This window comes from Sphingobacterium sp. WOUb80, from assembly GCF_050058145.1.
Lineage (GTDB): Bacteria > Bacteroidota > Bacteroidia > Sphingobacteriales > Sphingobacteriaceae > Sphingobacterium.
Window position 1 is genome coordinate 905,601 of record NZ_CP165617.1, and the last position, 22,625, is coordinate 928,225.

Annotated in this window: 16 protein-coding genes; 11 read left to right on the forward strand and 5 right to left on the reverse strand. The window is 40.5% G+C overall.

Annotation, left to right across the window (positions count from 1 at the left end; genetic code table 11):
* Positions 1 to 40: 40 nt before the first annotated feature.
* Both AB1Z56_RS03540 and AB1Z56_RS03545 read right to left on the reverse strand, forming a co-directional pair.
* The gene (locus AB1Z56_RS03540) at positions 41 to 2,791 is read right to left on the reverse strand and encodes a heavy metal translocating P-type ATPase (RefSeq protein ID WP_426791094.1); all 2,751 of its coding nucleotides are present in this window, start codon (positions 2,789 to 2,791) and stop codon (positions 41 to 43) included.
* Between the two features lie 257 nt (positions 2,792 to 3,048).
* Positions 3,049 to 3,282, reverse strand: a complete 234-nt coding sequence (locus AB1Z56_RS03545) for a hypothetical protein (RefSeq protein WP_309361387.1) — start codon at positions 3,280 to 3,282, stop codon at positions 3,049 to 3,051.
* Positions 3,283 to 3,551: 269 nt separating this feature from the next.
* Between AB1Z56_RS03545 and fbp the strand changes: the two genes are divergently transcribed.
* Positions 3,552 to 4,562: a class 1 fructose-bisphosphatase gene (fbp, locus tag AB1Z56_RS03550; protein ID WP_309361385.1), complete on the forward strand. Its 1,011-nt coding sequence runs from the start codon at positions 3,552 to 3,554 to the stop codon at positions 4,560 to 4,562.
* Between the two features lie 114 nt (positions 4,563 to 4,676).
* The gene (locus AB1Z56_RS03555) at positions 4,677 to 6,125 is read left to right on the forward strand and encodes a L,D-transpeptidase family protein (RefSeq protein WP_309361383.1); all 1,449 of its coding nucleotides are present in this window, start codon (positions 4,677 to 4,679) and stop codon (positions 6,123 to 6,125) included.
* Between the two features lie 41 nt (positions 6,126 to 6,166).
* Here AB1Z56_RS03555 and AB1Z56_RS03560 read toward each other — a convergent pair whose 3' ends face one another.
* Positions 6,167 to 7,699, reverse strand: coding sequence for a DUF3943 domain-containing protein (locus AB1Z56_RS03560; RefSeq protein ID WP_426791095.1), 1,533 nt, complete (start codon positions 7,697 to 7,699; stop codon positions 6,167 to 6,169).
* 102 nt (positions 7,700 to 7,801) lie between these two features.
* Here AB1Z56_RS03560 and AB1Z56_RS03565 point away from each other — a divergent pair, with 102 nt between their 5' ends.
* Positions 7,802 to 9,334, forward strand: a complete 1,533-nt coding sequence (locus tag AB1Z56_RS03565) for a SulP family inorganic anion transporter (protein WP_426791096.1) — start codon at positions 7,802 to 7,804, stop codon at positions 9,332 to 9,334.
* A gap of 4 nt (positions 9,335 to 9,338) precedes the next feature.
* On the opposite strand, the gene AB1Z56_RS03570 is transcribed toward AB1Z56_RS03565, so the two are convergent.
* Positions 9,339 to 9,929 carry a methyltransferase gene (locus AB1Z56_RS03570; protein WP_426791097.1) on the reverse strand — a complete coding sequence of 197 codons (591 nt, stop codon included), beginning with the start codon at positions 9,927 to 9,929 and terminating at the stop codon, positions 9,339 to 9,341.
* A 372-nt stretch (positions 9,930 to 10,301) separates the two neighbouring features.
* Here AB1Z56_RS03570 and AB1Z56_RS03575 point away from each other — a divergent pair, with 372 nt between their 5' ends.
* From AB1Z56_RS03575 to AB1Z56_RS03605, 7 genes are all read left to right on the forward strand, one after another.
* Positions 10,302 to 10,760 carry a hypothetical protein gene (locus tag AB1Z56_RS03575; RefSeq protein WP_426791098.1) on the forward strand — a complete coding sequence of 153 codons (459 nt, stop codon included), beginning with the start codon at positions 10,302 to 10,304 and terminating at the stop codon, positions 10,758 to 10,760.
* 252 nt (positions 10,761 to 11,012) lie between these two features.
* The gene (locus AB1Z56_RS03580) at positions 11,013 to 12,284 is read left to right on the forward strand and encodes a glucose-1-phosphate adenylyltransferase (protein WP_309361367.1); all 1,272 of its coding nucleotides are present in this window, start codon (positions 11,013 to 11,015) and stop codon (positions 12,282 to 12,284) included.
* A 98-nt stretch (positions 12,285 to 12,382) separates the two neighbouring features.
* Positions 12,383 to 12,877, forward strand: coding sequence for an SRPBCC family protein (locus AB1Z56_RS03585; protein WP_426791099.1), 495 nt, complete (start codon positions 12,383 to 12,385; stop codon positions 12,875 to 12,877).
* A 27-nt stretch (positions 12,878 to 12,904) separates the two neighbouring features.
* Positions 12,905 to 13,081 carry a hypothetical protein gene (locus tag AB1Z56_RS03590; RefSeq protein WP_309361363.1) on the forward strand — a complete coding sequence of 59 codons (177 nt, stop codon included), beginning with the start codon at positions 12,905 to 12,907 and terminating at the stop codon, positions 13,079 to 13,081.
* 39 nt (positions 13,082 to 13,120) lie between these two features.
* Positions 13,121 to 13,897 carry a phosphatase PAP2 family protein gene (locus tag AB1Z56_RS03595; protein ID WP_426791100.1) on the forward strand — a complete coding sequence of 259 codons (777 nt, stop codon included), beginning with the start codon at positions 13,121 to 13,123 and terminating at the stop codon, positions 13,895 to 13,897.
* A gap of 378 nt (positions 13,898 to 14,275) precedes the next feature.
* Positions 14,276 to 17,521 carry a SusC/RagA family TonB-linked outer membrane protein gene (locus AB1Z56_RS03600; RefSeq protein ID WP_309361359.1) on the forward strand — a complete coding sequence of 1,082 codons (3,246 nt, stop codon included), beginning with the start codon at positions 14,276 to 14,278 and terminating at the stop codon, positions 17,519 to 17,521.
* Positions 17,522 to 17,532: 11 nt separating this feature from the next.
* The gene (locus AB1Z56_RS03605; RefSeq protein ID WP_426791101.1) at positions 17,533 to 19,302 is read left to right on the forward strand and encodes a RagB/SusD family nutrient uptake outer membrane protein; all 1,770 of its coding nucleotides are present in this window, start codon (positions 17,533 to 17,535) and stop codon (positions 19,300 to 19,302) included.
* Between the two features lie 119 nt (positions 19,303 to 19,421).
* On the opposite strand, the gene AB1Z56_RS03610 is transcribed toward AB1Z56_RS03605, so the two are convergent.
* Positions 19,422 to 20,342 carry a metallophosphoesterase gene (locus tag AB1Z56_RS03610; protein ID WP_426791102.1) on the reverse strand — a complete coding sequence of 307 codons (921 nt, stop codon included), beginning with the start codon at positions 20,340 to 20,342 and terminating at the stop codon, positions 19,422 to 19,424.
* Positions 20,343 to 21,434: 1,092 nt separating this feature from the next.
* Between AB1Z56_RS03610 and AB1Z56_RS03615 the strand changes: the two genes are divergently transcribed.
* The gene (locus AB1Z56_RS03615; RefSeq protein WP_426791103.1) at positions 21,435 to 22,025 is read left to right on the forward strand and encodes a YdeI/OmpD-associated family protein; all 591 of its coding nucleotides are present in this window, start codon (positions 21,435 to 21,437) and stop codon (positions 22,023 to 22,025) included.
* Positions 22,026 to 22,625 lie beyond the last annotated feature (600 nt).

Genomic DNA, 22,625 nt, shown 5'->3' on the forward strand with positions numbered 1-22,625 from the left:
ATGTCGTTATTATAACAGCGAATATAGGGAATATCTGTTTTTAATCGATGTTGATCTTTGCACGATTTAAGCGTAGGGAATTTAAGATAACCGAAACTGAACTGAAACTCATTGCAGCGGCAGCAATCATCGGTGACAGTAGTATTCCGAAGGATGGATATAACAGTCCAGCCGCCAATGGAATACCGAGTATATTATAGACAAAGGCAAAACCTAGGTTTTCCTTAATATTACGAAGCAGTTTGTGACTCAGTACTTTTGCCTTGGCAATTCCAGTGAGATCTCCTTTCAATAAAGTTAGTGAAGCACTTTGTATCGCGACATCTGTACCGGTGCCCATGGCAATGCCAATATCGGCCTGAGCAAGGGCAGGGGCGTCATTGATCCCATCGCCGGCCATGGCGACTACATGACCTTTTTGCTGCAATGCGTGAATTTCCTGCAACTTGTCTTTGGGCAGCGCATTGGCCTTGAAATGTTTGATGCCGACTTGTTCGGCGACAGCCCTCGCCGTATGGATATTGTCCCCTGTCAGCATAACCACATCGACATGATGCTGTAGGAGGTATTGAATTGCCCGCTTCGAAGAAGCCTTTATTTGATCTGATATACTAAAGTATCCCAATAAGTTATTCCCTTTTGCAAGGAAGGACACCGTTTTTCCCTTCGATTGCGCATCTTCGGCCATTCGCTTGATGTCATGCGGAATTGCTATACCGATAGACTCCATCAACAGTTGATTGCCAAGCGCGATACTATTCCCCGCTATGTTTCCCTTTATGCCCTGTCCGGCAACATTTTCGAAATCGACGACTTTACTGTCTGTGCTACTATTTTCTTTTTTGGCTCTTTCGATAATAGCATGACCCAAAGGATGTGTACTATTGGCATTTAACGCGGCGGCCAAAGATAATATTTCGTCTTTGCTGCTGGACGAGTTCGGCTGAATATCATCAACGGTGGGTTTTCCTTCGGTGATGGTACCTGTTTTATCTGTTAGTATCACATCCACCTGATTCATTTTTTCCAGTGCGCTGGCATCTTTGATGAGGATACCATGTTTCGCACCTTTACCGACGCCAACCATCACGGACATCGGCGTAGCGAGTCCCAGTGCACAAGGGCAAGCAACAATAAGTACGGCAAGTGCATTGGCAAAACCGAATGCTAAAGACGCAGAGGGAGCCCAAAGCCACCAGGTAAAAAATGTCAAAATTGCTATGATAATGACAATCGGAACAAATATTTCGGAGACTTTATCTGTTAATCGCTGAATGGGTGCTTTGCTTCTGCTTGCATCGTTGACCATTTGAATAATCTGAGCCAGGAGTGTATCTGAACCAATGCGCTCCGCTTTCATAAGGAAACTTCGGTCGCCATTGATTGTTCCCGAACTGACATGATCGCCCTTTTGTTTTTCCACTGGTATGGGTTCGCCAGTCAGCATGGATTCGTCAATACTGCTGTTACCATCCGTAATCTGACCGTCTACAGGAATTTTGTCGCCAGGTTTTACTTTGAGTATATCTCCTAGCTGGATTTGATCGATACCAATTTTTTTATCGATTCCATTTTCTACGCGGGTGGCTTCCGAAGGACTCAATTTAATCAGCTCTTTGATTGCTGAATTAGTTTTGGAATGTGCTTTAGCTTCCATTACTTGGCCTAACAATACCAGTGTTAGAATAACGGTAACAGACTCGAAGTAAAGCGCAATGTAACCATGATGATTTTTTAATTCTGCAGGAAAGATCTGCGGAAAAAATAGGCCAACCAAACTATAGACAAACGCAGCTCCAGCACCAAGTGCAATCAGACTAAACATATTAAGCCGCCAGGTTTTGAAAGATATCCAACCCCGTTGAAAAAAAGACCAGCAGGTATAGAAAACAACTGGTAAAGATAGCACCAGCTGTACCCATCCCGACCAACTTGGAGGAATAATTTTGCCTATTGGATTGCCCGGAAGCATTTCGCCCATGGAAAGTACAAATATAGGAACCGTAAATAGCAAAGAAACCCATAATTTCATACGCAGATCACGATAGGTCTGATCGTCTGCCTCGTCATTTCCATTGGCTATAGGGACCAGGTCCATGCCGCATATGGGACAATTTCCCGGATGATCTTGCACAATCTCCGGATGCATGGGGCAGGTATATTGAAGGTCTGTCTTTAACATGGGGACCTTTTCCAGGTTCATGCCGCATACAGGGCAGTTTCCAGGTTCGTTATAAAGTTTGTCGCCCTCACAATGCATAGGGCAATAGTATTTATCCAAAGATGTGCTGTCAATTGTTTTGCCAGCCAGAGATGCTGTCTTTGATTGATTTGTAGTATTATGATGGTTGTTGACGTGACTATGGGGTGAAGGAACTGTTGTATTTGACTGAATGGGCGGGTCATGTTGATGTTCTCGATCGCTGTGTGAGGCTGAATCGTGTTTCACCAAATGCATCCCACATACAGGGCAGTTTCCTGGTGAGTCATAAAGCTTGTCGCCTTCGCAATGCATAGGACAGCCGTATTTATCAGCTGTTTGCTCCGCCAAGGATAGACCGGATGGTGTATCAATAGGATGCTCATCTGATTCGCTGACCTGATATGGCCCCAATGTGGATATTATTTCCTGTAATTGTTGTAGCGGAATATGGTTCTGAGCGGCTATTGTCATGGCAGGTGGATCCAGAGTGACAGTGGCATGTACTCCAGGGAGCTCGTTCAATTTCTGTTCGATCGTTGTTCTACATCCATCGCAGGACATGCCGGAAAGTTTATAGTGGTGTTGCATAGCGTTGTCTTTGTTGAATAAAGCTAAAGGTTATATTGGAAGGAATTTTACACTATTATCAGAATTTCTTGTAAAATTTCCCCTTAATAATCTGTCTTTTCGGTAGGCGTCTATCGTGTCGACAGAACTGGTTTAATCACCTTTAGATGACGGAAAGTGATGTCAAAAGAATTCTACCCAAATCACGCTATGATAAACAAAATCGCGGCCCATTTTGTTTGCTTATGGGATAAGCAGGAACGTGGATATCTCTGAAATTAAGATAAAAGCATCACTTGCGGGTGTTTGATCAAGGTACTGACCGTTACGTTATTTTTCAGGATTTCTTCGTGAAAAGGAGCAGGGATCATCAGCTTAAATGTTTTTCGAGCAGTTTTTATGATGAATAGGGCGCCATGAACGACCTGTTTATCGTCGATGATCAAGGTGTGTTGTTTTGCCAGCTGATTGCCTAATTTTTCCTTTTCGATAAGTTGTAAAAGTTGTTGCATTGTATCAAAATATTTAGCCAAAATTACCAAATACTTAGCATTTTTTGTTTTTTTTCTCCTAGTTGTTATTTAAAATTTATCCAGTGCTTTTAGGCTTTTATTATTTTTTTAATAGCTAATAATCGTTTTAGCAAAGAATAGTTTTTAAAATTTGGCGCAATCGATTGCGTATTTAGTTTGCTAAAATGCTAAATATGAGAAGGATGTATTTGCTAAAGTTTGTTTAACTTTTTTAGCTTTGTGCAACAAATATCCAATAAAACAACATTATGAGTGGTATAACTACACTAGGTCAATTTATCATTGAAAAACAGGCCGATTTTCCGTATGCCAAAGGGGAGCTCTCCCGTCTATTACGCGATATTGGAATCGCGGCAAAGATTGTAAATAGGGAGGTTAATAAGGCCGGATTAGTTGATATTTTAGGCGACGCAGGACAGGTCAATGTGCAGGGGGAGGGACAAAAGAAACTGGATGTTTACGCTGATGAACAGTTTATTAAAGCGCTTCAAAGTGGAGGCGAGTGCTGTGTGGTTGCGTCTGAAGAACATGAAAATCCGGTTTATATCCAATCAGGGGTTTCCAAAAACGCCAAATATATTGTCTGTATTGACCCATTGGACGGTTCAAGCAATATCGATGTCAACGTATCTGTAGGAACGATTTTTTCCATTTATCGACGAATTTCTGATACAGGTGTCTCTTGTAACAGCAATGATATTTTACAGCATGGCACGAAACAGGTCGCCGCTGGTTATGTGATCTACGGAAGTTCAACAATGTTGGTATACACGACGGGAAAGGGGGTAAATGGCTTCACATTGGACCCTTCTATCGGTGAATTTTGTTTATCTCATCCTGATATGAAAATTCCGGCTTCGGGCCAAATTTATTCGATTAACGAGGGAAATTATTCCAAATTTCCAAACGGCGTCAAGCAATATATCAAATATTGCCAAATGGAAGATAGTGCAACACAACGTCCGTATGCGTCGCGCTATATTGGTTCAATGGTGGCCGATATTCACCGCAATCTACTCAAGGGTGGAATATTTCTTTATCCAACGACTTCTGCTCACCCCAATGGGAAACTTAGATTGATGTATGAATGTAACCCTATTGCCTTTATCATCGAACAAGCTGGAGGCAAAGCTTCCAATGGATCCCAACGTATTTTAACTATTGAACCCAAAACTTTACATCAGCGTTCTGCGGCATTTTTGGGGAATACCGAGATGGTGGAATTGCTCGAAGATTTCCTAAAAAAATACAGTGATTGATTCTGTAGTGATTCAATGACAGGTAAGATTCTTTAGACAATAAGAATTATTTATCTTTGTCCTCAGAAAATGGCTTCATTATTGCGAAGCCATTTCTTTTTCACGATTTGTAATATGTTACGATTTTTAGTTTTTATTTCATTTGTTTCAGTAGTATTTTTTTCTTGTAAGGATAATCCTCCGACTTATGGCGACGTTTTGGCGAAGGGGTTTGAAAATAAGTCCTATAAGGATTTTGACACAGCAGCTTATGTAAAAGTCTTCCATGAAGTGTATGGCAAAGAAAAATCCCAACTGGTTAATCCAAGCTGGATGAAGGAATTATCTGATTCTACTGAAGGGATGACTTTAATTGCCGAACACCTCTTTGATGGTAGTATTGACACCATGTTAACTTATTTTGAGCGGAGTGATGCGCATGGTATTCGAGCTAGTTATTTCCATACAACTGCGATTAAGGAAACATTATCTTCGCTTCGAAAACTGAAAAGCAAAGATGTTGCCGAAGTTTATCCCTTATTGGCGAAGCTTGACTTATTGAGTACTGATGGGCTTGTAGCTTATGTAAGCAGCCTAAAATATGGTGTTGTTAATCCTAAGCGTCTTTATGGACGATATTTTGTCCCTCAAAAGCGTATGAACTATAGTAAAGTTGTACACTTGTTGGACAGTGTGAAAATTGGAGCTGTTTTGACAGATATCCAACCTAAAAACCAATACTATGGTAAATTTCAGGATCTGCTGCAAAACGGAAATCTATCTAGTGCGCAACGGAGCCAGGTTCTAATGGTATTGGAAAAATTGCGTTGGATGGGAGAGGATTTTCCAGAAAAATATGTCTTTGTAAATATCCCTGAACAACGGCTGCATATTATGGAAGACGGAAAGACAAGCCAATTGATGAATGTATGTGTGGGTGAAACAGAAAATCCTGCCTATACACGAAAAGGCGAGAACCATGAAACTCCGGTTATGCAGGGCATGTTGGATGCCATGCAAGTGAATCCTGTATGGAACATCCCAAATAGTATCGTTAAAAAAGAGTTGTTGGCAAGTGTCCGAAATAATCCAAACTATTTGGCATCGCGCAATATGGTTGCTTATTACAAAGGTAAACAAGTGGATCCTGCAACGGTCAATTGGAATTCGGATTCTGTCGAAAATTTCCGTTTTAAACAGAATCCCGGTTCGGATAATTCATTAGGGAATGTGAAGTTTCTGTTTGAGAACCCATATTCTATTTATCTGCACGACACACCTGCAAAACAAATGTTTGGACAAAGCAATCGCGCTGTAAGCCACGGCTGTGTGCGGGTGGAAAAACCTGTTGATCTGGCATCTTACCTTGTTAATAATGAAAAGCAGGCCGAAAAAATTGCAAAGGAAATTACGACAGATTCGATATCGAAGTCGCGTTGGGTAACACTAAAACGCCAGATGCCAGTTTATATCAACTATTATACAACCTGGTTGGATGACGACGGAAAAATTGTTACGTATCCTGATATCTACGGTTACGATCCTCGATTGAAAGAGGCGTTAAAGAAATATTGGACTAACTAATAAAAAAGGCTTAACTCGATACGTTAAGCCTTTTTTATTAGTTAGTATTCCGAGTTGTAGGCGAGTGCTATCCGGACAAAAGGATAGTCTTTGTTGACATTATTATGGTCTTGATAATGACCTTCCAATCTGAAGTATCCGGAGTAAAGGTTGACACCAAAGTTTTTCCAGATACGCATGGAAGCGCTCGTGGATGCCGTATGTAGAAAATGATGGGACTTGTTGCCGCTGATCGTTACAAAATACCCACCACGATAGTCTACACCAAATTTAAAGCGGTTTAATGTGCTCAAAGTGGCTGAAACTCGAACATCCGCTCCAGGACCATAGTCGTAGGTGCGGCTTTCACCAAAATGGAGATAGGGATCGGGGACAGCGGCTAATACCACTGGACCGCCACCAAGAATCGTTGTCAGCTTGGTACGGCTGCCGATATTGAAATTGGAAAAGACATTATAGTTGATACTCTGCGATCCATAGTAAAAAGCTTCATTACGTAAGAAATCGAAATGAGCAGACACGATACCACGATGGCGTCCTGTTAAATTGGATAGAATACGGTTGCCATATAGCGAAGCATAAACATTGACTGCATTGACGATGGAACTGTCATCTGATCCAAGTTCCAGGTTGAGGAAGAAGTCATCAAATGGTTTCTTTTTGTCCAAATCATCATTGGTGTAAATCAATTTGATACGTGCATATATGTCATTTTTTCCTTTATTCAATATGTCGTGTTCCTTGGCGTCAAAGCGTCTTAGTCCCAATTCAACTTCGGTGTGCACCAAAGAACTGTCGATAACGGCACCTTTGACCTTATCGCCCCAGCGTCCATCGAGAAGTCGGTTGAGTCCATTTATCGGATTGACCAGCATGGCCAATAGCTCTTTTTTATTGCGCTGCCCTTTGGTCAGACTCGGACGGGAAAGAATATGATGCGATAGTCTATGGGTCATTTCACCTAAAATTGTACCGCCAAAGCTTGTGTTGATGATATCGTTGATAGAAGGCGGTTCTGTTTCACCTGCAGTTTCCCAGATATAGCTACCTGCAACGGTTGCCGCTGTTGATTGCAGAAAACTATAGTTGTTGGATCGAAACGAATTGAAATAAAACTGACCGTGATAAGGGTGCGCCATTTGGTTTGTTGCAAAAAGATTATCGTCCCAGGTCCACGCTGATAACTTTAAATGGCTAAAAAAGTTTTTAAAAGAAATATGGGAAACAGGATCTTTTCGGATGAAGTAATTGACTGAGGCTGGAATGGCCTGGATGGAAAACCATTCAATTCCTGCTCTCAAGAAATTCTTTTTTTGGTAGTCGAATAGGCTGTCTGTTTGTTTGATATCGATACGGTGCTTGTTCCATGCTTGGGGCTGCCCGTAGTGGGACAAGGTATACTTTTCGGCAGGTTTCGATCGAAATAGGCTATCTGAAGTCCTTAGCGAATCTCTATCTAGAAGAAATGCTGCCTTGCTATTCCCGACACATACTAGCTGCGCAAGCAACAAACAGGCAAATAGAAAGAGGCTATAATGATGTGGGGTAATGCGTTTTTTGATCGAAATGAACATACTGTTTTGCGATAAAATTTGTAAAGAATAACAAATATAGGGTAAAAGTGTTTGTGTGATTAGTACCTTTGCTGCACTTTATCGCGTTCAAGTAATCTCGAAATGAACAACACTTTTGACATATTCAATATAAAATCGGTTAATCTTAAGAACGAATTGTTTGCGGGATTAACAGTTGCAATGACCATGATTCCAGAATCGCTTTCGTTCGCGATCTTGGCTGGACTACCACCCTTGACAGGACTTTATGCTGCATTTTTAATGGGTTTAGTTACTTCCGTTTTGGGCGGTAGGCCTGGAATGGTCTCGGGCGGTGCGGGAGCCACCGTGGTAGTTTTGATGGCACTTGCAGCAAGCCATGGAATCGATTATCTCTTTGCGGCAGTCGTATTGGCTGGCCTCTTGCAATTTTTGGTAGGCCTTTTTAAATGGGGCAAATTTGTGCGCTTAATTCCCCAGCCTGTTATGTATGGTTTTTTGAATGGATTGGCCATTATCATATTTATGGCTCAGGTGGTCCAATTTAAAGTGAATACCGGACAGGGGATGGAATGGATGTCGGGAATCACTTTGTACATCATGGGTGGACTGACTTTGTTGACAATGCTGATCGTGATCGGATTTCCACGTATCACAAAGGCCGTTCCCGCCTCGTTGGTAGCTATTTTGATCGTGTTTGGTTTAGTATCGCTATTGGGTATTCCAACGAAGAAAGTCGTAGATATTGCTTCTGTCAGTGGAACTTTACCACATTTACATGTGCCTATGGTCCCTTGGAATTGGGAAACATTGCAGCTGATTTTTCCGTATTCATTGGTGATGGCAGGAGTAGGACTTGTGGAGTCGCTTTTGACACTTAATATGGTCGATGAAATAACGGCGACTAAAGGAAATGCGAACCGTGAATCCATGGCACAAGGTGTAGCAAATACAATCAATGGCTTTTTTGGAGGCATGGGCGGTTGTGCCATGGTTGCTCAAACACTCGTCAATTTAAATGCTGGTGCACGGACAAGGCTTTCCTCGTTTATTGGTGCAATAACAATCCTTTTGATTATTTTGGTTGGCGCGCCTTTTATTGAGCAGATTCCCATGGCTGCACTGGTGGGAGTGATGATGATGGTGGCGATCGGCACTTTCCAATGGGTGAGCTTACGTATTGTCAATAAATTTCCGAAATCCGATATTTTTGTTGGGATGCTTGTTGCAGGAATTACGGTTGCCCTCCATAATTTGGCACTTGCTGTGCTTATTGGTGTGGTAATAGCTGCACTCGTATTTGCATGGGATAATGCAAAACGTATTCGGGCAAGAAAATACATGGATTCCGACGGTGTTAAGCATTATGAAATCTACGGCCCACTTTTCTTCGGATCCACAGCTAATTTTTTGGATAAATTTGATGTTTTAGAAGACCCCGAACGAGTTATTTTAGATTTTAAGGAAAGCCGGGTCGCAGATATGTCTGCTGTGGATGCGCTTAACAAAATTACCGAGCGCTATGCTGCACAAGGGAAGAAAATAGAACTTTGGCATCTCAGTGAGGACTGTCGCTCCTTGTTGAAAAATGCTGCGGGTATTGTGGTGGTCAATATCATGGAAGATCCAACTTATCAGGTCATGCCTCGGACATAGGCTGCTATTTTTTCCGTAGTTCAAAAAATAGTTCGTTCCCTTGTCTCTGTGGAATGCTATTGATAGAATCTGTCAACTGTAAAATGTCAAACTGAGATTCGAATAGCTGCTGATATTCCGCTTGATTTCCACCGAAAGGAGGCCCCTGTTGAGCGAATTCCCGTTTAAATAATAATCCTGTAAGGATACTATTAGGCTTAAGCAGGGTGTGCATTTGCTGTACATAGTTACAGCGTAATGACGGATTGAGTGCACAAAAAAAGGTCTGTTCAATAATGTAGTCGTATTGGCCCTGGTGCCGAAAAAAATCTTGACATACAATTTGGAGATGAGGGCTGCCAGCGAATTCTTTGCTGACTTTTTCAACCAAGGTAGGTGCGATATCAAGTAATGTAATTTGACTGAATCCTTTATCGAGAAGAGCCCTCGCCTCATGCGCATTACCACAGCCGGGAATTAAAATAGACGCATTTTTGGCAATGTATTCTTCAGCGTAGCTAACGATTGCAGGGGCTGGGTATCCAATATCCCAACCCGTTTCTTTGTTTTTATAACGATCATCCCAATAGTTTCCATCCAGCAGTGAAGAATTCATATCAATTTTTTTATTCGATGTCCATTGGCAATTTACTTAAATATTACGTCAAAATCACGTTCGATTTTGATATTACGGATAATCGTGATTTAGTAAAATTTTAAACGATAAAAGAAATTTAATGAATGCCTTTATTATTTGCAGTTTATTATTTGATTAAATAGCTATTTTTACCGCTGGTATCCAGATTTAAGTGGATTTCCTAAATCCATGGTTTAATAAAGTGCTGTTGAAGCTGTGAACTTTGCTGTCAGATTTTAGTGGGGAAAGCTACTGTTGGGCAGGGAATTATTGAATTCGGTTGGATACATACGATATTAAAATTTATAGCGTTCAAATAGTTTAGCAGGGACAATACCCTGATGTTTTTAAATGAATTATATTAAAGTAGTCTTATTTATTGTTTTATTTCTAATTGTTGGTCTTGCTTACGCTAATCAAGATTGGAACGGCTTGGAGGAAGCCCATCAATATATCGGTTATTTGCTGTTAGCTATATATATAACAGGCTCATCACTATTTGTGTATAAACCTCTTAAAAGCGATAGGAAATTAAAGCGACATTTTTTTATCCGGTTTTCTGTAGTCTGTATCGCCTTCCTGCTACTTATTGCCCCATATGTGATCCTTAAGCAACAAAATGATGGTTTGGGGGCCGGATATTTACTTTATTTTATGACAGTCAGTCTTGCGGTACCGCTGTCCATTTATGCCTTTATAGAAATCGTATGGTTATTTACGCAAAAGAAATATCCGCAAATTGGTGTTAATCTATTACTTGTTGGCTATATCTACTGCCTTTTTATATTCAGTGGTCTATTTGGATATTAAATCTATTGGAGATACTGGCTTGTAATCATCGTCTTTTAATCGGTTAAGGTTAAGAACGTTGTTGTTCGTTTTTCGAGAATTACTTCTTCTGTAAGAAGAATCAATGGTCAAAATTGGTATTTGCTTCTTTACAGGAAAATTGCTAATTTAATAAGGATTCTTAAACCTGAATTTAAAGGATCCCAAGCGTAAACCTGATCAGGTCCTTATTCTTGACGATAACAATTTTATAACCAATTAATGGATTGAGGTATGATACACAAAGTAGTTTCCCTTGTATTGGGAGGAGGTCGAGGGTCGCGCCTTTTCCCATTGACACAACAACGTTCGAAACCAGCAGTACCTATAGCTGGAAAATATCGTTTGGTAGATATTCCGATTTCGAACTGTTTGAATTCTGGCTATAACAAGATCTTCGTATTAACGCAGTTCAATTCAGCCTCTTTGAACACACACATCAAAAATTCTTACAATTTTAGCATTTTTAGTAAGGGCTTTGTTGACATTCTGGCTGCGGAACAGACAAATGAGGGCGATCGCTGGTTTGAAGGAACAGCCGATGCTGTCAGACGTACACAGAAACATCTGCTTAATGTAGATTATGATTACATTCTGGTGTTATCTGGTGATCAGCTTTATCAGATGGATTATTCAAAGCTTATTGATTTCCATGTAGACAATGGGGGGGATGTTACCATTGCAACCATACCTGTGAATGGCAAAGATGCGACTGGATTTGGTATTTTAAAAGCCAATGAAGCCAACGAGATTACAGCTTTTGTCGAAAAACCCGATAAAGAAGAAGTGTTAAACTGGACTTCTGAGGTCTCAGAAGATCTGCACAAACAGGGGCGGCATTATTTGGCATCCATGGGGATTTATGTTTTTTCAAAAAACATATTGCGTAACCTTCTAATTGCAAATCCAGGAATGGATTTTGGCAAGGAAATTATACCGGATGCCATTGAAGCACTTCGCGTGTTAAGTTATCAATTTGATGGCTATTGGACCGATATCGGGACAATCAAGTCTTTTTTTGATGCAAATATTGGATTAACCGATGATATTCCGGATTTCAATTTGTTTAATGAAACAGTGTATACAAGGGCGCGGATGCTTCCACCTTCGAAAATTTCGGGAACAACCTTAAACAATACAGTGATTGCCGATGGTTGTATTTTAAATGGAGATAAACTGGAGCGATCTGTAATTGGAATCCGTTCCCGCATTGGAGAAGGAACAGTTATTAAATCGACCTATATGATGGGGACAGATTACTATGAGCAATTGGAAGAGGTGCTTGAATTGGGAAGTACACAAAAGCCACCACCGGTAGGTGTTGGAAAACGCTGTTATATTGAAAATGCAATCCTGGATAAGAACTGTCGTATCGGAGACGATGTCCGCATCATCGGTGGACCGGGTCTGAATGATGGCGACTTTGAGACCCACATGATATGTGATGGTATTGTTGTTGTGAAAAAAGATGCGGTCATTGCAAATGGGGTTACCATCGGATTTTGATGATTTATAAAAGTTGAACCTAAAGTCCGCTGTTCACTTAAGTGCATGAAACAGCGGACTTTTTTTTCTTGTTTGTTATAAAGATAAAATGTGTGCTTATGCCTAATATTCGTCATACTGTATGGATTTGTGCAGCCAAAGAGGTTGTTTATCGAGCTATTAGTACGCAAGAAGGTTTATCGTCGTGGTGGACCCCGTTTACTATCGCAAAGGCAGAGAATGGGACAGTCTCACGATTTACTTTTGGGAACGGCTATTTCAAAGCCATGGAAATCAAAGAGCTTGAGCCCTTTCAAACGGTTAAATGGTTTTGTGTTGCGGGAGCAGATGAATGGATTGGAACTTTAATTTCTTTTGAACTTTTGTATGCTGATCAGGAAACTTTATTGTCCATCTACCCTGAAATGCAAGGACAGTTTGAGCAGGGGAGTAGTAGCTGGGGTACTTTATTGCTCTTTCAGCACGACAATTGGGAAGCCTACTCCGCAATGTTTGCAGAATGCAGCTACACCTGGGGTGCTTTTCTTCGAAGTTTGAAATTGTTATGTGAAACAGGTAAGGGTAAGCCCTGGCCAAATCAGCACCGTGTATAGTTTTGGGAAAACAAGGGCTATTTGGGTATGAATAGCACAAATATCGAAATGAAAACTGCAATTTTAGGTGGGATGTCTGATTATTTACGCTTTCACCCCATGGCTATTCAACCTATAGCGGAAGTTGATCGCCTGCGATCGGTGATTGGAAAAGGTGTTTGGTATGTTAATGAACGGGGGCTAGCGACTTCTTTTACTGGATAAATTAATATTATCTTTGCGCACGATAAAATAAATAATAAAATGATCGATTACAGGAAACAGCTGGTTTTTTATTGTATGCTGGTTTTACTTTTTGTATTACCTGTTGCCTCGTTTGCACAGATCTTGTCGGAACAACCTTCGGATTCGAGCAGCGGATCTCATTTTTTTAAGAAAATTCCTTACAAAGAACTGGCTGTTCCTGTAGGATTGATCACCTATGGTATTGTTGCCAAAGGGAATCCCTTTTTAAAAGGGATAGATGAAGATATTAGAGACGGCGTTTCGAGAGGGAACAATCAAAAAATTAAATTAGACGATTTCACCCGTTTTGCTGGAACTGCCGGAGTTTTTGTTCTGGATGCGGTCGGGGTACCTGCGAAACATAATCTTAAACAACGCTTGTTTACGACAGCGGTTTCCAATATTATCATGACTTCAACTGTAAAAATTATGAAATCCACGATTCCTGTTTGGCGACCAGATAGTTCAGCGAACAATTCTTTTCCTTCAGGGCATGCTGCCACTGCATTTGTTGGTGCGGAACTGCTTTGGCAGGAATATAGACAGGAGTCAATTTGGTACGGAATAGCGGGCTATGCTGTTGCAGCTGGTATCGGTTATCTGCGGATGCACAATGATAAACACTGGTTCTCAGATATCGTTATGGGAGCTGGGGTTGGTATCTTAAGTACTAAAATAGCTTATTGGCTATTGCCTTTGGTCGACAGTCGATTACAAAATTCGAAAAAGAGCTATGTTGTACTACCCACGTATAACGGAAGACATTTTTGTCTAAATGCCAGCTTACAGTTTTAGGCTCTTATTTTTTTAAGTCCCATTCGGAGCCTCTACATTGATCGTACTCGGCTCGCCTGAAAATAAAATTTCCTAGATATTATTCATACAGGGATATAAATCCACTTTAAATCCCTGTGTTCACTACAGTTTTTAGGTGTTCTCCCTGAAGATCGGGACTGCTGTGTCAGGCATTTCCATTCCCTATTTTAAAGATGTAACGTTTCTGTGAATTTTGGATTAAAAAATCATATTAGTTTCGTTAATAAGATTTTGTTTTCTAAATTTAATAGACAATCTAATCCACTTTTACTGTTTTTTATAAAAAGAAATCAGTGAAAATAAATAAACCAAAGTTGAACCTACAGGTTCTTTATTATTTTAAACCAATTTGTAATTATGATGAGAAATTTTTTTCTTCATGGAAAGGCAAGACCCATTAGCCTTTTGGGGCTCTGCCTGCTGTTTAATCAGCCCGATTCTTACGGGCTGAATCTGGAGCCGACTAATGCTATTGCAGCTCAAGATCAGGTCACAGGGGTCGTTAAAGATGAGAAAGGTCAGGTATTAGCCGGCGCCACCATCACCGTCAAAGGAACATCCGTTCAAGCGTCCTCCAATCAACAAGGTATTTTTTCTATTCGAGCAAAGCGTGGTGATGTTTTGGTCGTGAACTACCAAGGGTTTACAAAACAGGAGGTGGCCGTTTCCACAGGTAATGTGAACGTGGTCATGGTATCGAGTGATCAAGCACTTGAAGAGGTCGTGATCATTGGCTATGGTAAGCAGCGGAAAGGAAATATCACCGGTTCGGTCGCTACCGTCAATGCAGAACAGTTAAAAAACATCCCCAGTTCAAATCTTTCCAATTCTTTGGCCGGTAGAGCAGCGGGGGTAAATGTCACCAATACTTCGGGGATGGCGGGAGCGTCGTCGAGCTTACGTATTCGGGGGAGTTTTGCCGAGCCACTTTATGTAATTGATGGCGTGGTTCGCGATAAAGCTGCATTTGATGTGCTTGAAGCGAACGAGGTTGACCAAATGACCTTCTTAAAAGATGCGGCAACTGCGGCAGTATACGGTACACGGGCCGGTAATGGCGTTGTTGTTGTGACGACTAAAAAAGGAACGGCGCAGGCCCCTGTTTTTAATGTACAAAGTAATTATACCTTCAATACGCCAACACAGGAGCTCCTTGCTAATTTAACGACTGCGCAAGATGAATTAACTTATCAAAATAGGGTTGCGGAGTTTCGTGGTAATGCTATTCCTAACGGTCAAAAGGAGTTTGATTATTTTAAGGACAAAAATTACAATGCCAATGACGTTATCTGGCGAAATCCATTTACACATCGACAATCCATATCAGTCAATGGCGGCGGTGACAAAATTACCTATTATAGCTTGCTGAGCTACCGTAAAGAAAATGGGTCTTACAAATCACTGGACCATGAGAAGTTTAATCTGAGAAGCAATATCTCTGCCCAAATTACAGAGGATTTTAGCATGGATTTTAATATTTCAGCTAACCAAACCAACTCGAAGCGCTTTTTCTGGCCGTTTAGCACATCTTCCAATGATGATGATTTTGATGTATCCGATTTCTATCGTGTTACCTTCAACTGGCCAAAGATGTATCCGTTTTACCTGAATGCAGACGGGACACCGAGCAATACACCAACAGCTTATCCCGTACAGACGCCTATGGGAAGCTGGCAGGCCTGGAATGTGATCGATCAGGTCATCGGAGATCGCTATATAGACCGTAAAGTGCGGCAGGTCAATCCTATTATGACCTTAAACTTAAAGCTTGATAAATTGGTGCAAGGTCTATCGACAAAAGTTGTCGGAAGTTACATTGCCCAAGACTATATGCGTAAGCGTTATATGAGCTTTCAAAAGAACTATACCTTTACCCCCTTAAACCCGAATGACAACCGCTTTATACCAGCTCCGCCATCAGAAGCAAGTATCAATATCTTTACTTTTAGTCAGAGCCAGCCTTTTATGGACTACAGCCCACAACGACTGTGGGAATATCAGGTAAACTGGTTTTTAAACTATAACCGCAAGTTTGGTAAACATGCTGTGGATGGAACATTGGTTTATGAACAGTCCAAAAAAGGAGGGACTTATGTCACCTCACGGGCAGAAAATCCAATTACAGCCCTAGATCAAATGTTTATTTATCCTACAGATCGTAACTTTCGGTCGACAACTGCCAATGAAACAGTTGATTCGAGACGTGGCATCATTGGTCGCGCCAACTACAATTATGCGGATAAGTACATTGCTGAGTTTTCTTTTCGTTACGATGGATCACCTTTGTTCCCTAAAGATAAGCGTTGGGGCTTTTTTCCTTCGGTCTCGGCAGCCTGGCGTGTATCGGACGAGAACTTCTTTACGGATATAAAAAATACGATATCGGACTTGAAGTTCAGGGCTTCTTATGGTACCACGGGTAATGATTTGGATGTAAATGCCGATCGGATCGGTCAATTTGGCTATTTAGAGAAGTATACCACCTCTGGTGGCTATATGTTTGGTGACCGCTATTACAATGGTATTGCGTATGGCGCAACACCAACGCAGAATTTAACCTGGACAACTTCCAAAAGTGTCAATTTGGGCTTGGATTTTGGATTTGTCAATAATAAACTGACTGGTAGCCTCGATCTGTTTTCACGTAAGGAAACCAATATTCTTGGCAGAAGATCACTGAAAGTCCCCGATAATTATGGACGTTTGCTTGCTCCCGAAAATTATGCGGCGAGAAGTTATAAAGGGGGGGAGATTTCTTTGAACTGGAATGACAGGGTTGGTGAGGTGGCTTATGGTCTCAATGCCAATCTGGGTTATGCGAAAGACCGTTGGGACATCTTTGATGAAGAACCAGCATATACCAATGGGCAGCCTCAGTATTTTCGGTCTAGAATTGGACGGCCTGAAAATAGAATTATTGGTTTTGAAGCGCTGGGTCTGGTAAGGACGCAAGCCGAAGCTGATGCACTGAAGGCAAAGGGATTTACGACTTACGGAAGGGATCCTTTTCCAGGAATGATCTTGTACAAAGATGTCCAAGGGACAAACTATTCAGGTGGTCCGGATGGAAAAATTGATGACAACGATATGCAGCTATTGTCGGACAATAATTCTCCGCGCATCAATTATGGGTTTGGATTCAATGCAAGCTGGAAGGGCTTCTATGTCTCCGCCTTATTTCAGGGGGTTCTTGCCTATGATCGGATGATCAGCAATCAAGAAGGCGGTGGCATGCGCCAACACGGCGATACCTTCCGTCCATATTACCCGATTTGGGCTTCCGATGTCTGGACACCGGATAATACCGATGCCAAATATCCACGGCCAACAGGCCGCTCGGATTGGGCCGAGTCCGGTGCAGCACCTTCGTCATTCTGGATAAGAAATGGAGCCTATCTGCGATTGCGCGATATTAATGTGTCTTATCGATTGCCAAAAAGCATGACCGAGAAGATACGCGTAAAAGATGTCAACTTGTTTTTCAATGGAACCAATTTGTTTGTTTTTTCACCGATGAAAGAGTTCCATGACCCAGAGCAAAAACTGTACGATTCTTATCCAGTCATGAAAACCTTCACGTTTGGACTCGATGTTAAATTTTAAATGAGAAAAAGATGAAAAAAATATATTATCCTTTAATTGCCTTGGCTTTGTGTATATCCTCCTGTAAAAATGTATTGGACATTGAGGACCTCAATTCGCTGGATGAAGCCAAGGTATGGGCCGATCCAAATTTAGTCAACGGTTATCTTGCCAATTTATATCCACTATTTGGTAACTGGAATTCTGGTGCGGATGGAAATTCGGAACAACTAATTGGGATCGCTTTTCCATTGGATGCGGTTACCGTCAACAATGGTTCTTACAAATCATGGGATTACACAACCATCCGGAAAATCAATACGGCAATACAGAAAGTCAATGAAAGTAGTTCACTAAAAGACGATTTTAAAAAAACGGTGATTGGTCAGGCGTTGTTTATGCGTGCCTTTATGTATTTTAACATGGTTAGGATCCATGGCGGTGTTCCTTATATTACGGTACCGCAAGATCTAAAAAATGATGATCTTAATGTTCCCCGCAATTCGACAAAAGAATGCTTTGATCTGATCGTTAAAGATCTGGATCAGGCTATTTCACAGTTGCCAAAAACAATTGCAAAAGGAACGGCCGATTATGGGAAAATCGATGGTGATTTTGCAACCGCTTTTAAAGCAAAGGTACTATTATATAAGGCTTCTCCACAGTTTAACCCTTCCAATCCTTATGGAAATGCCTATTGGCAGGAGGCCAATACCGCAAATAAATTAGCTTATGATCAGCTTAAGGCGGATGGCTATAGTTTGACTCCTGATTATTCCAACATTGCCCTGGTAGAAAAGGGACCGGAGGTTGTTTTTGCTGTGATTAACGCCTATCCGAATAAAGTTGCCAGTTGGGATAATGGTGTACGTCCGGGATCTGAAAGTAGGGGGCCAGCAGGTTCCGTTCCATCCTGGGAATTTGTAAAGGCATTTCCAATGAAAGATGGAAAATTATATTCAGATCAAACAGGTAAATATCATAAGAACGAAGATCAATTTTTACAATCCTATTGGGAGAACCGGGATCCGCGTTTTGAAAAATCTATCGTGTGGAATGCCAAGATTTATGAAGTTTCCGGCAAGACCGGCAAAAGACAATACACTTCTGTAGGTATTGCTCCGGCTTTAGATGACTTTGGCATTAACCCGAAGGCAAAAACTCCATCGTCCAATTTGGATCGATATAGTGGATTTTTTATCTTGAAAAATTCCAAACTGTCATTAAAGCAAACCGAAGTGGAAACGCAGTATGACGTCGACTTTGTGTTGATGCGCTATGCCGAGGTTCTATTGAATTATGCTGAAACGGCAAATGAAACAGGAGATTTTGCGACAGCCTTAGACCTGGTTACGCAAATCAGAAAAAGAGCGGGAATCGAACCCGGTGCGGACAATAAATATGGTATAACAGCGACCACGAAGGAACAAATGCGTGAAGCTATTTTGGCAGAGCGTAACATTGAGTTCTGTTTTGAAGGACATCGTTTTTGGGATTTAAGAAGGTTACGTAAGCTCAATATACTGAACAATACAACCAAACATGGAGTTGAAGCCATTGCAGTAAACGCAAACGGAACGGAGATGAATCTGGATGATGCCAATGCATTGGCCAAGACATATTCGTTGAAAGAAAATCAGTTCAAATATAGCGTCTTGCAGGTGCCCAGTACAGGAAACAAAGTGAATTTGGTACCCGATACCTATTATTTCTTTCCCGTCGCGCAGTCGGTCATTGATAAGAACCCAAATATCAAGCAGAATAAAGATTGGGGCGGAACATTTAATCCAACCATGGAATAGTATTTTTGTCTAAACCCATTCAATAAAAAACACCCTCAAAAGCGAAAGCTTTTGAGGGTGTTTTATCTTCATGTCATTAACGATAGCTTGAATAATCTCCGGATAGAACTTTGTTTTGATTAAAACTTAAAAACTCGTGAAGTGAGCCTGCCGTGGCCTTTAATTTTGATCTCTTTTGGATAAAGTTCCAATAAGCCATAGGCATTGCTGGCAGGAGTTTCAATCATACCCTCCATAGTGACAAAAGGAATATTGTTTTCCTGTACAAAATTGCCTTTATGATTATGACCTGAAAGCACCAGTTTTACTTCGGAAAATTTGTAGAGTATAGCAAGAACTTGTCTGTTATTGAGTGTTTCATAGCCATTTTCTGGCAATAATGGATGATGTGTTAATACGATTACATGCTCCTTGTTTTTCCGCGCTTGGGCAAGTTCGTTTTGTAGCCATAAGAGCTGTTTATGATCAACTCCGCCATTCCAGGGTTGCGTGTTTTTTCTTCCATTTGCTTGTAGGCTATCGACCAATAATTTCCATTCGCTCCGCTCTGCTGAATTGGCTGTTGTGGCATATTCACTAAGTGCATTTGTGTTTAAGAATACAAATCGCCATTTTCCTTTTGTAAATGCGTAGTATTTAGCTGGCATCCCAAAAGTACTGTGCAATAGATCGGGGTTGGATACGTTGACGTAGTCGTGGTTTCCAAGTAGACAATACTTCGTTTTTTTTAAAGGGGAGAGATGTTTTAACAGTACAGGTAGATCTTTTGGACCTTCATCCACAAGATCGCCAAGAATCAATGAAAAATCGACCTTATTGCGATTGAAGAAATCTACGGCCGTATCGACCTTCATTAAAGAATTGTGGTAGAACCGGCTGCCATGATCTGTTTTATCAGCGTATTGCATATCGGCCATGATACCGATACGGAGAATCGGCGTGCTGGATTGAGCCATACTCAATAAGTGAGGTAAATAGCAGGTGATGAACATGGAGAAGAACTTCCATTTCTGCTTGATTTTTAAACCGGTTTGTTTCATTTTTTTAGCGTTTTAAAATATGTTTCTATAAGAATATATTAGTCCGTATTCCGGTAATGTTGCTTTACTGTCTGTTTAGTCTATTTTTTAAGCTGCCGTTCTGGGTAATTGATTATAATGTTATCACGAGTATACTGAGAATAAATTAGAGATTCAAGTAAATGGAATACACAAACGTTTGTGTAAATTGATGGATCGCTAACGAATTATAAATGATTGCCAACACATATAAACTATTGATTTTTTAGATATTGTAATACTGTAAATTGGCGATTGTGGTGTTTAACGAATAAAAGGTTTAGGTATATAGATAATATGAAATTGATTCGTGCAATAACAATTATTCTTCTTACTTGTTATGGTATTTTGTTACCAATTTATCTCGGAATTATACTTCCCGAATATTGGGCTTGTCGGAAATGTATTTATGAGGGGGCTATGGGCACTGATATATGGGGAAACGCAGTACAGTGTTTTGGCGACAGTAAAGCGTTTGGTGAAGCTATTTTCCAGTTTTCGTCTATTCTGGTTTCGGGATTAACTTCTGTGTTGATCGTAATTTTTTTAAGGACTTATTATTTGAAACGAAATGCAAAAATAAATACGTATGATAAATAAAATCCTGATTAGCTTGACTTTAATTACCATTCTTGGCTGTTGTTGGTTTTTTTTTACACTATTCGACGCTATCGACTTGGCGCCTACGAAAAATAATCATTTGGCAAATGAGGAAAAATGGAAAATAGAGCTGCGGGCTGATATTGACAGCTGTGAAAAGCATGTGCTGAAAAATCAGATCGATTTACGGCGCGGAAACGCAAAACGAGTCTCTGAACTTGCTTTTCGAACTCAAACTATTTTGTTTTTAGTAATCTGTATACAAATTGTTCTACTCTTAATACTTCTATTAGTTCCCAAAAGATATATTCTTAAAATTTAAGAATGAAAATGCTGCTGAATAATTTGAGTTTGTCAATAGGACAAGCTGGTCGTTGTTGTTCTGCAGAACATGGATGACTAGTATTCAAAAAAAACGTATTTTCACAATAGACAAATTTTATTCATACCAGTAAGGACTAAAAAACTAAATAAATGATCAAAAAGAATTCGGCGGAGAGAATCACTATTTACCTGAATACAAAGGAAGAGTGGCGATTTTGGCTTGAGAACAATCATCACATAGCACAATCAATTTGGGTGATCTGTAATACTAAAAAATCAAATTTACCGGTGGTCAACTGGACAGAACTTGTGGATGAAGCTTTGTGTTTTGGCTGGATTGATAGCACGAGGAGGCCGATTGATGCCTATTCATTCATGCAGTTATTTAGCCGAAGAAAACCCAATAGTACCTGGTCTAAAATTAACAAAGAAAAAGTAAAAAAACTAATCGATGCAAATCTGATGACTCCAGCGGGGCATGAGGTTATAAAAATAGCACAAGAAAATGGCTCTTGGTCAATTTTGGACAGTGTGGAAGAATTAATTATTCCCGAGGATTTGGATGAAGCATTTCAACATTATGCTGGTTCAAAAGATTATTTTCTTGGATTGAGTAAATCCGTCAAAAAAATGATGTTGCAATGGATTGTTCTCGCCAAAAGACCAGATACCCGCAAAAAACGCATTGATGAGATTGCCGCAAGAGCAGCAGAAAAAGACAGACCTAAGCAATTTGTGTAAATTTCCAGTATTTCGAACTGCTGTTTCGAGTGGTAAATAAAGGATTTTTAGTCAGATCTAAACATCTGGTTTTAGGAATTCTATTGCCTAATAGGGCTGTTTAAATAGTGCTATTTTCATGGCTATTTAATAGCAATCTTTTGGAAGCGCTTCCTTGTAAAACTGATTTTCATTTTTTCCTACAAAACGTATTAATTAATTTATACCAGGTCTACTATTAGTAGGGGTTTAACAGGGGGATAACAGGGGGTTAACAGGGGTAAACCCTTGTTAACCCCCTGCTATATCCCTGTAAAAATGGTATTATTCCAGTTTAACTTACGAATGTGATCGCAATGTGGTAACATGGTTAGGGGTATATGGTTAGGGGTATAAAGAATAGCTGTCTCAATAATGCCATTTTTTGTATTGAGAATACTTAGGGCAATCTTCAGTTTGGAGCCGGGTCAATACATATGCGTTCAAAACCTTAACTTCTGACCAGGGCCTGGTCCATAACCATGTCATACAATATCGTTTTGATCCGCAAACCAAGAAATTTGATTCCATAAAATCTATTTTCTAATTTTGTGAATTGCGTATATTAGAGACTTAACTACC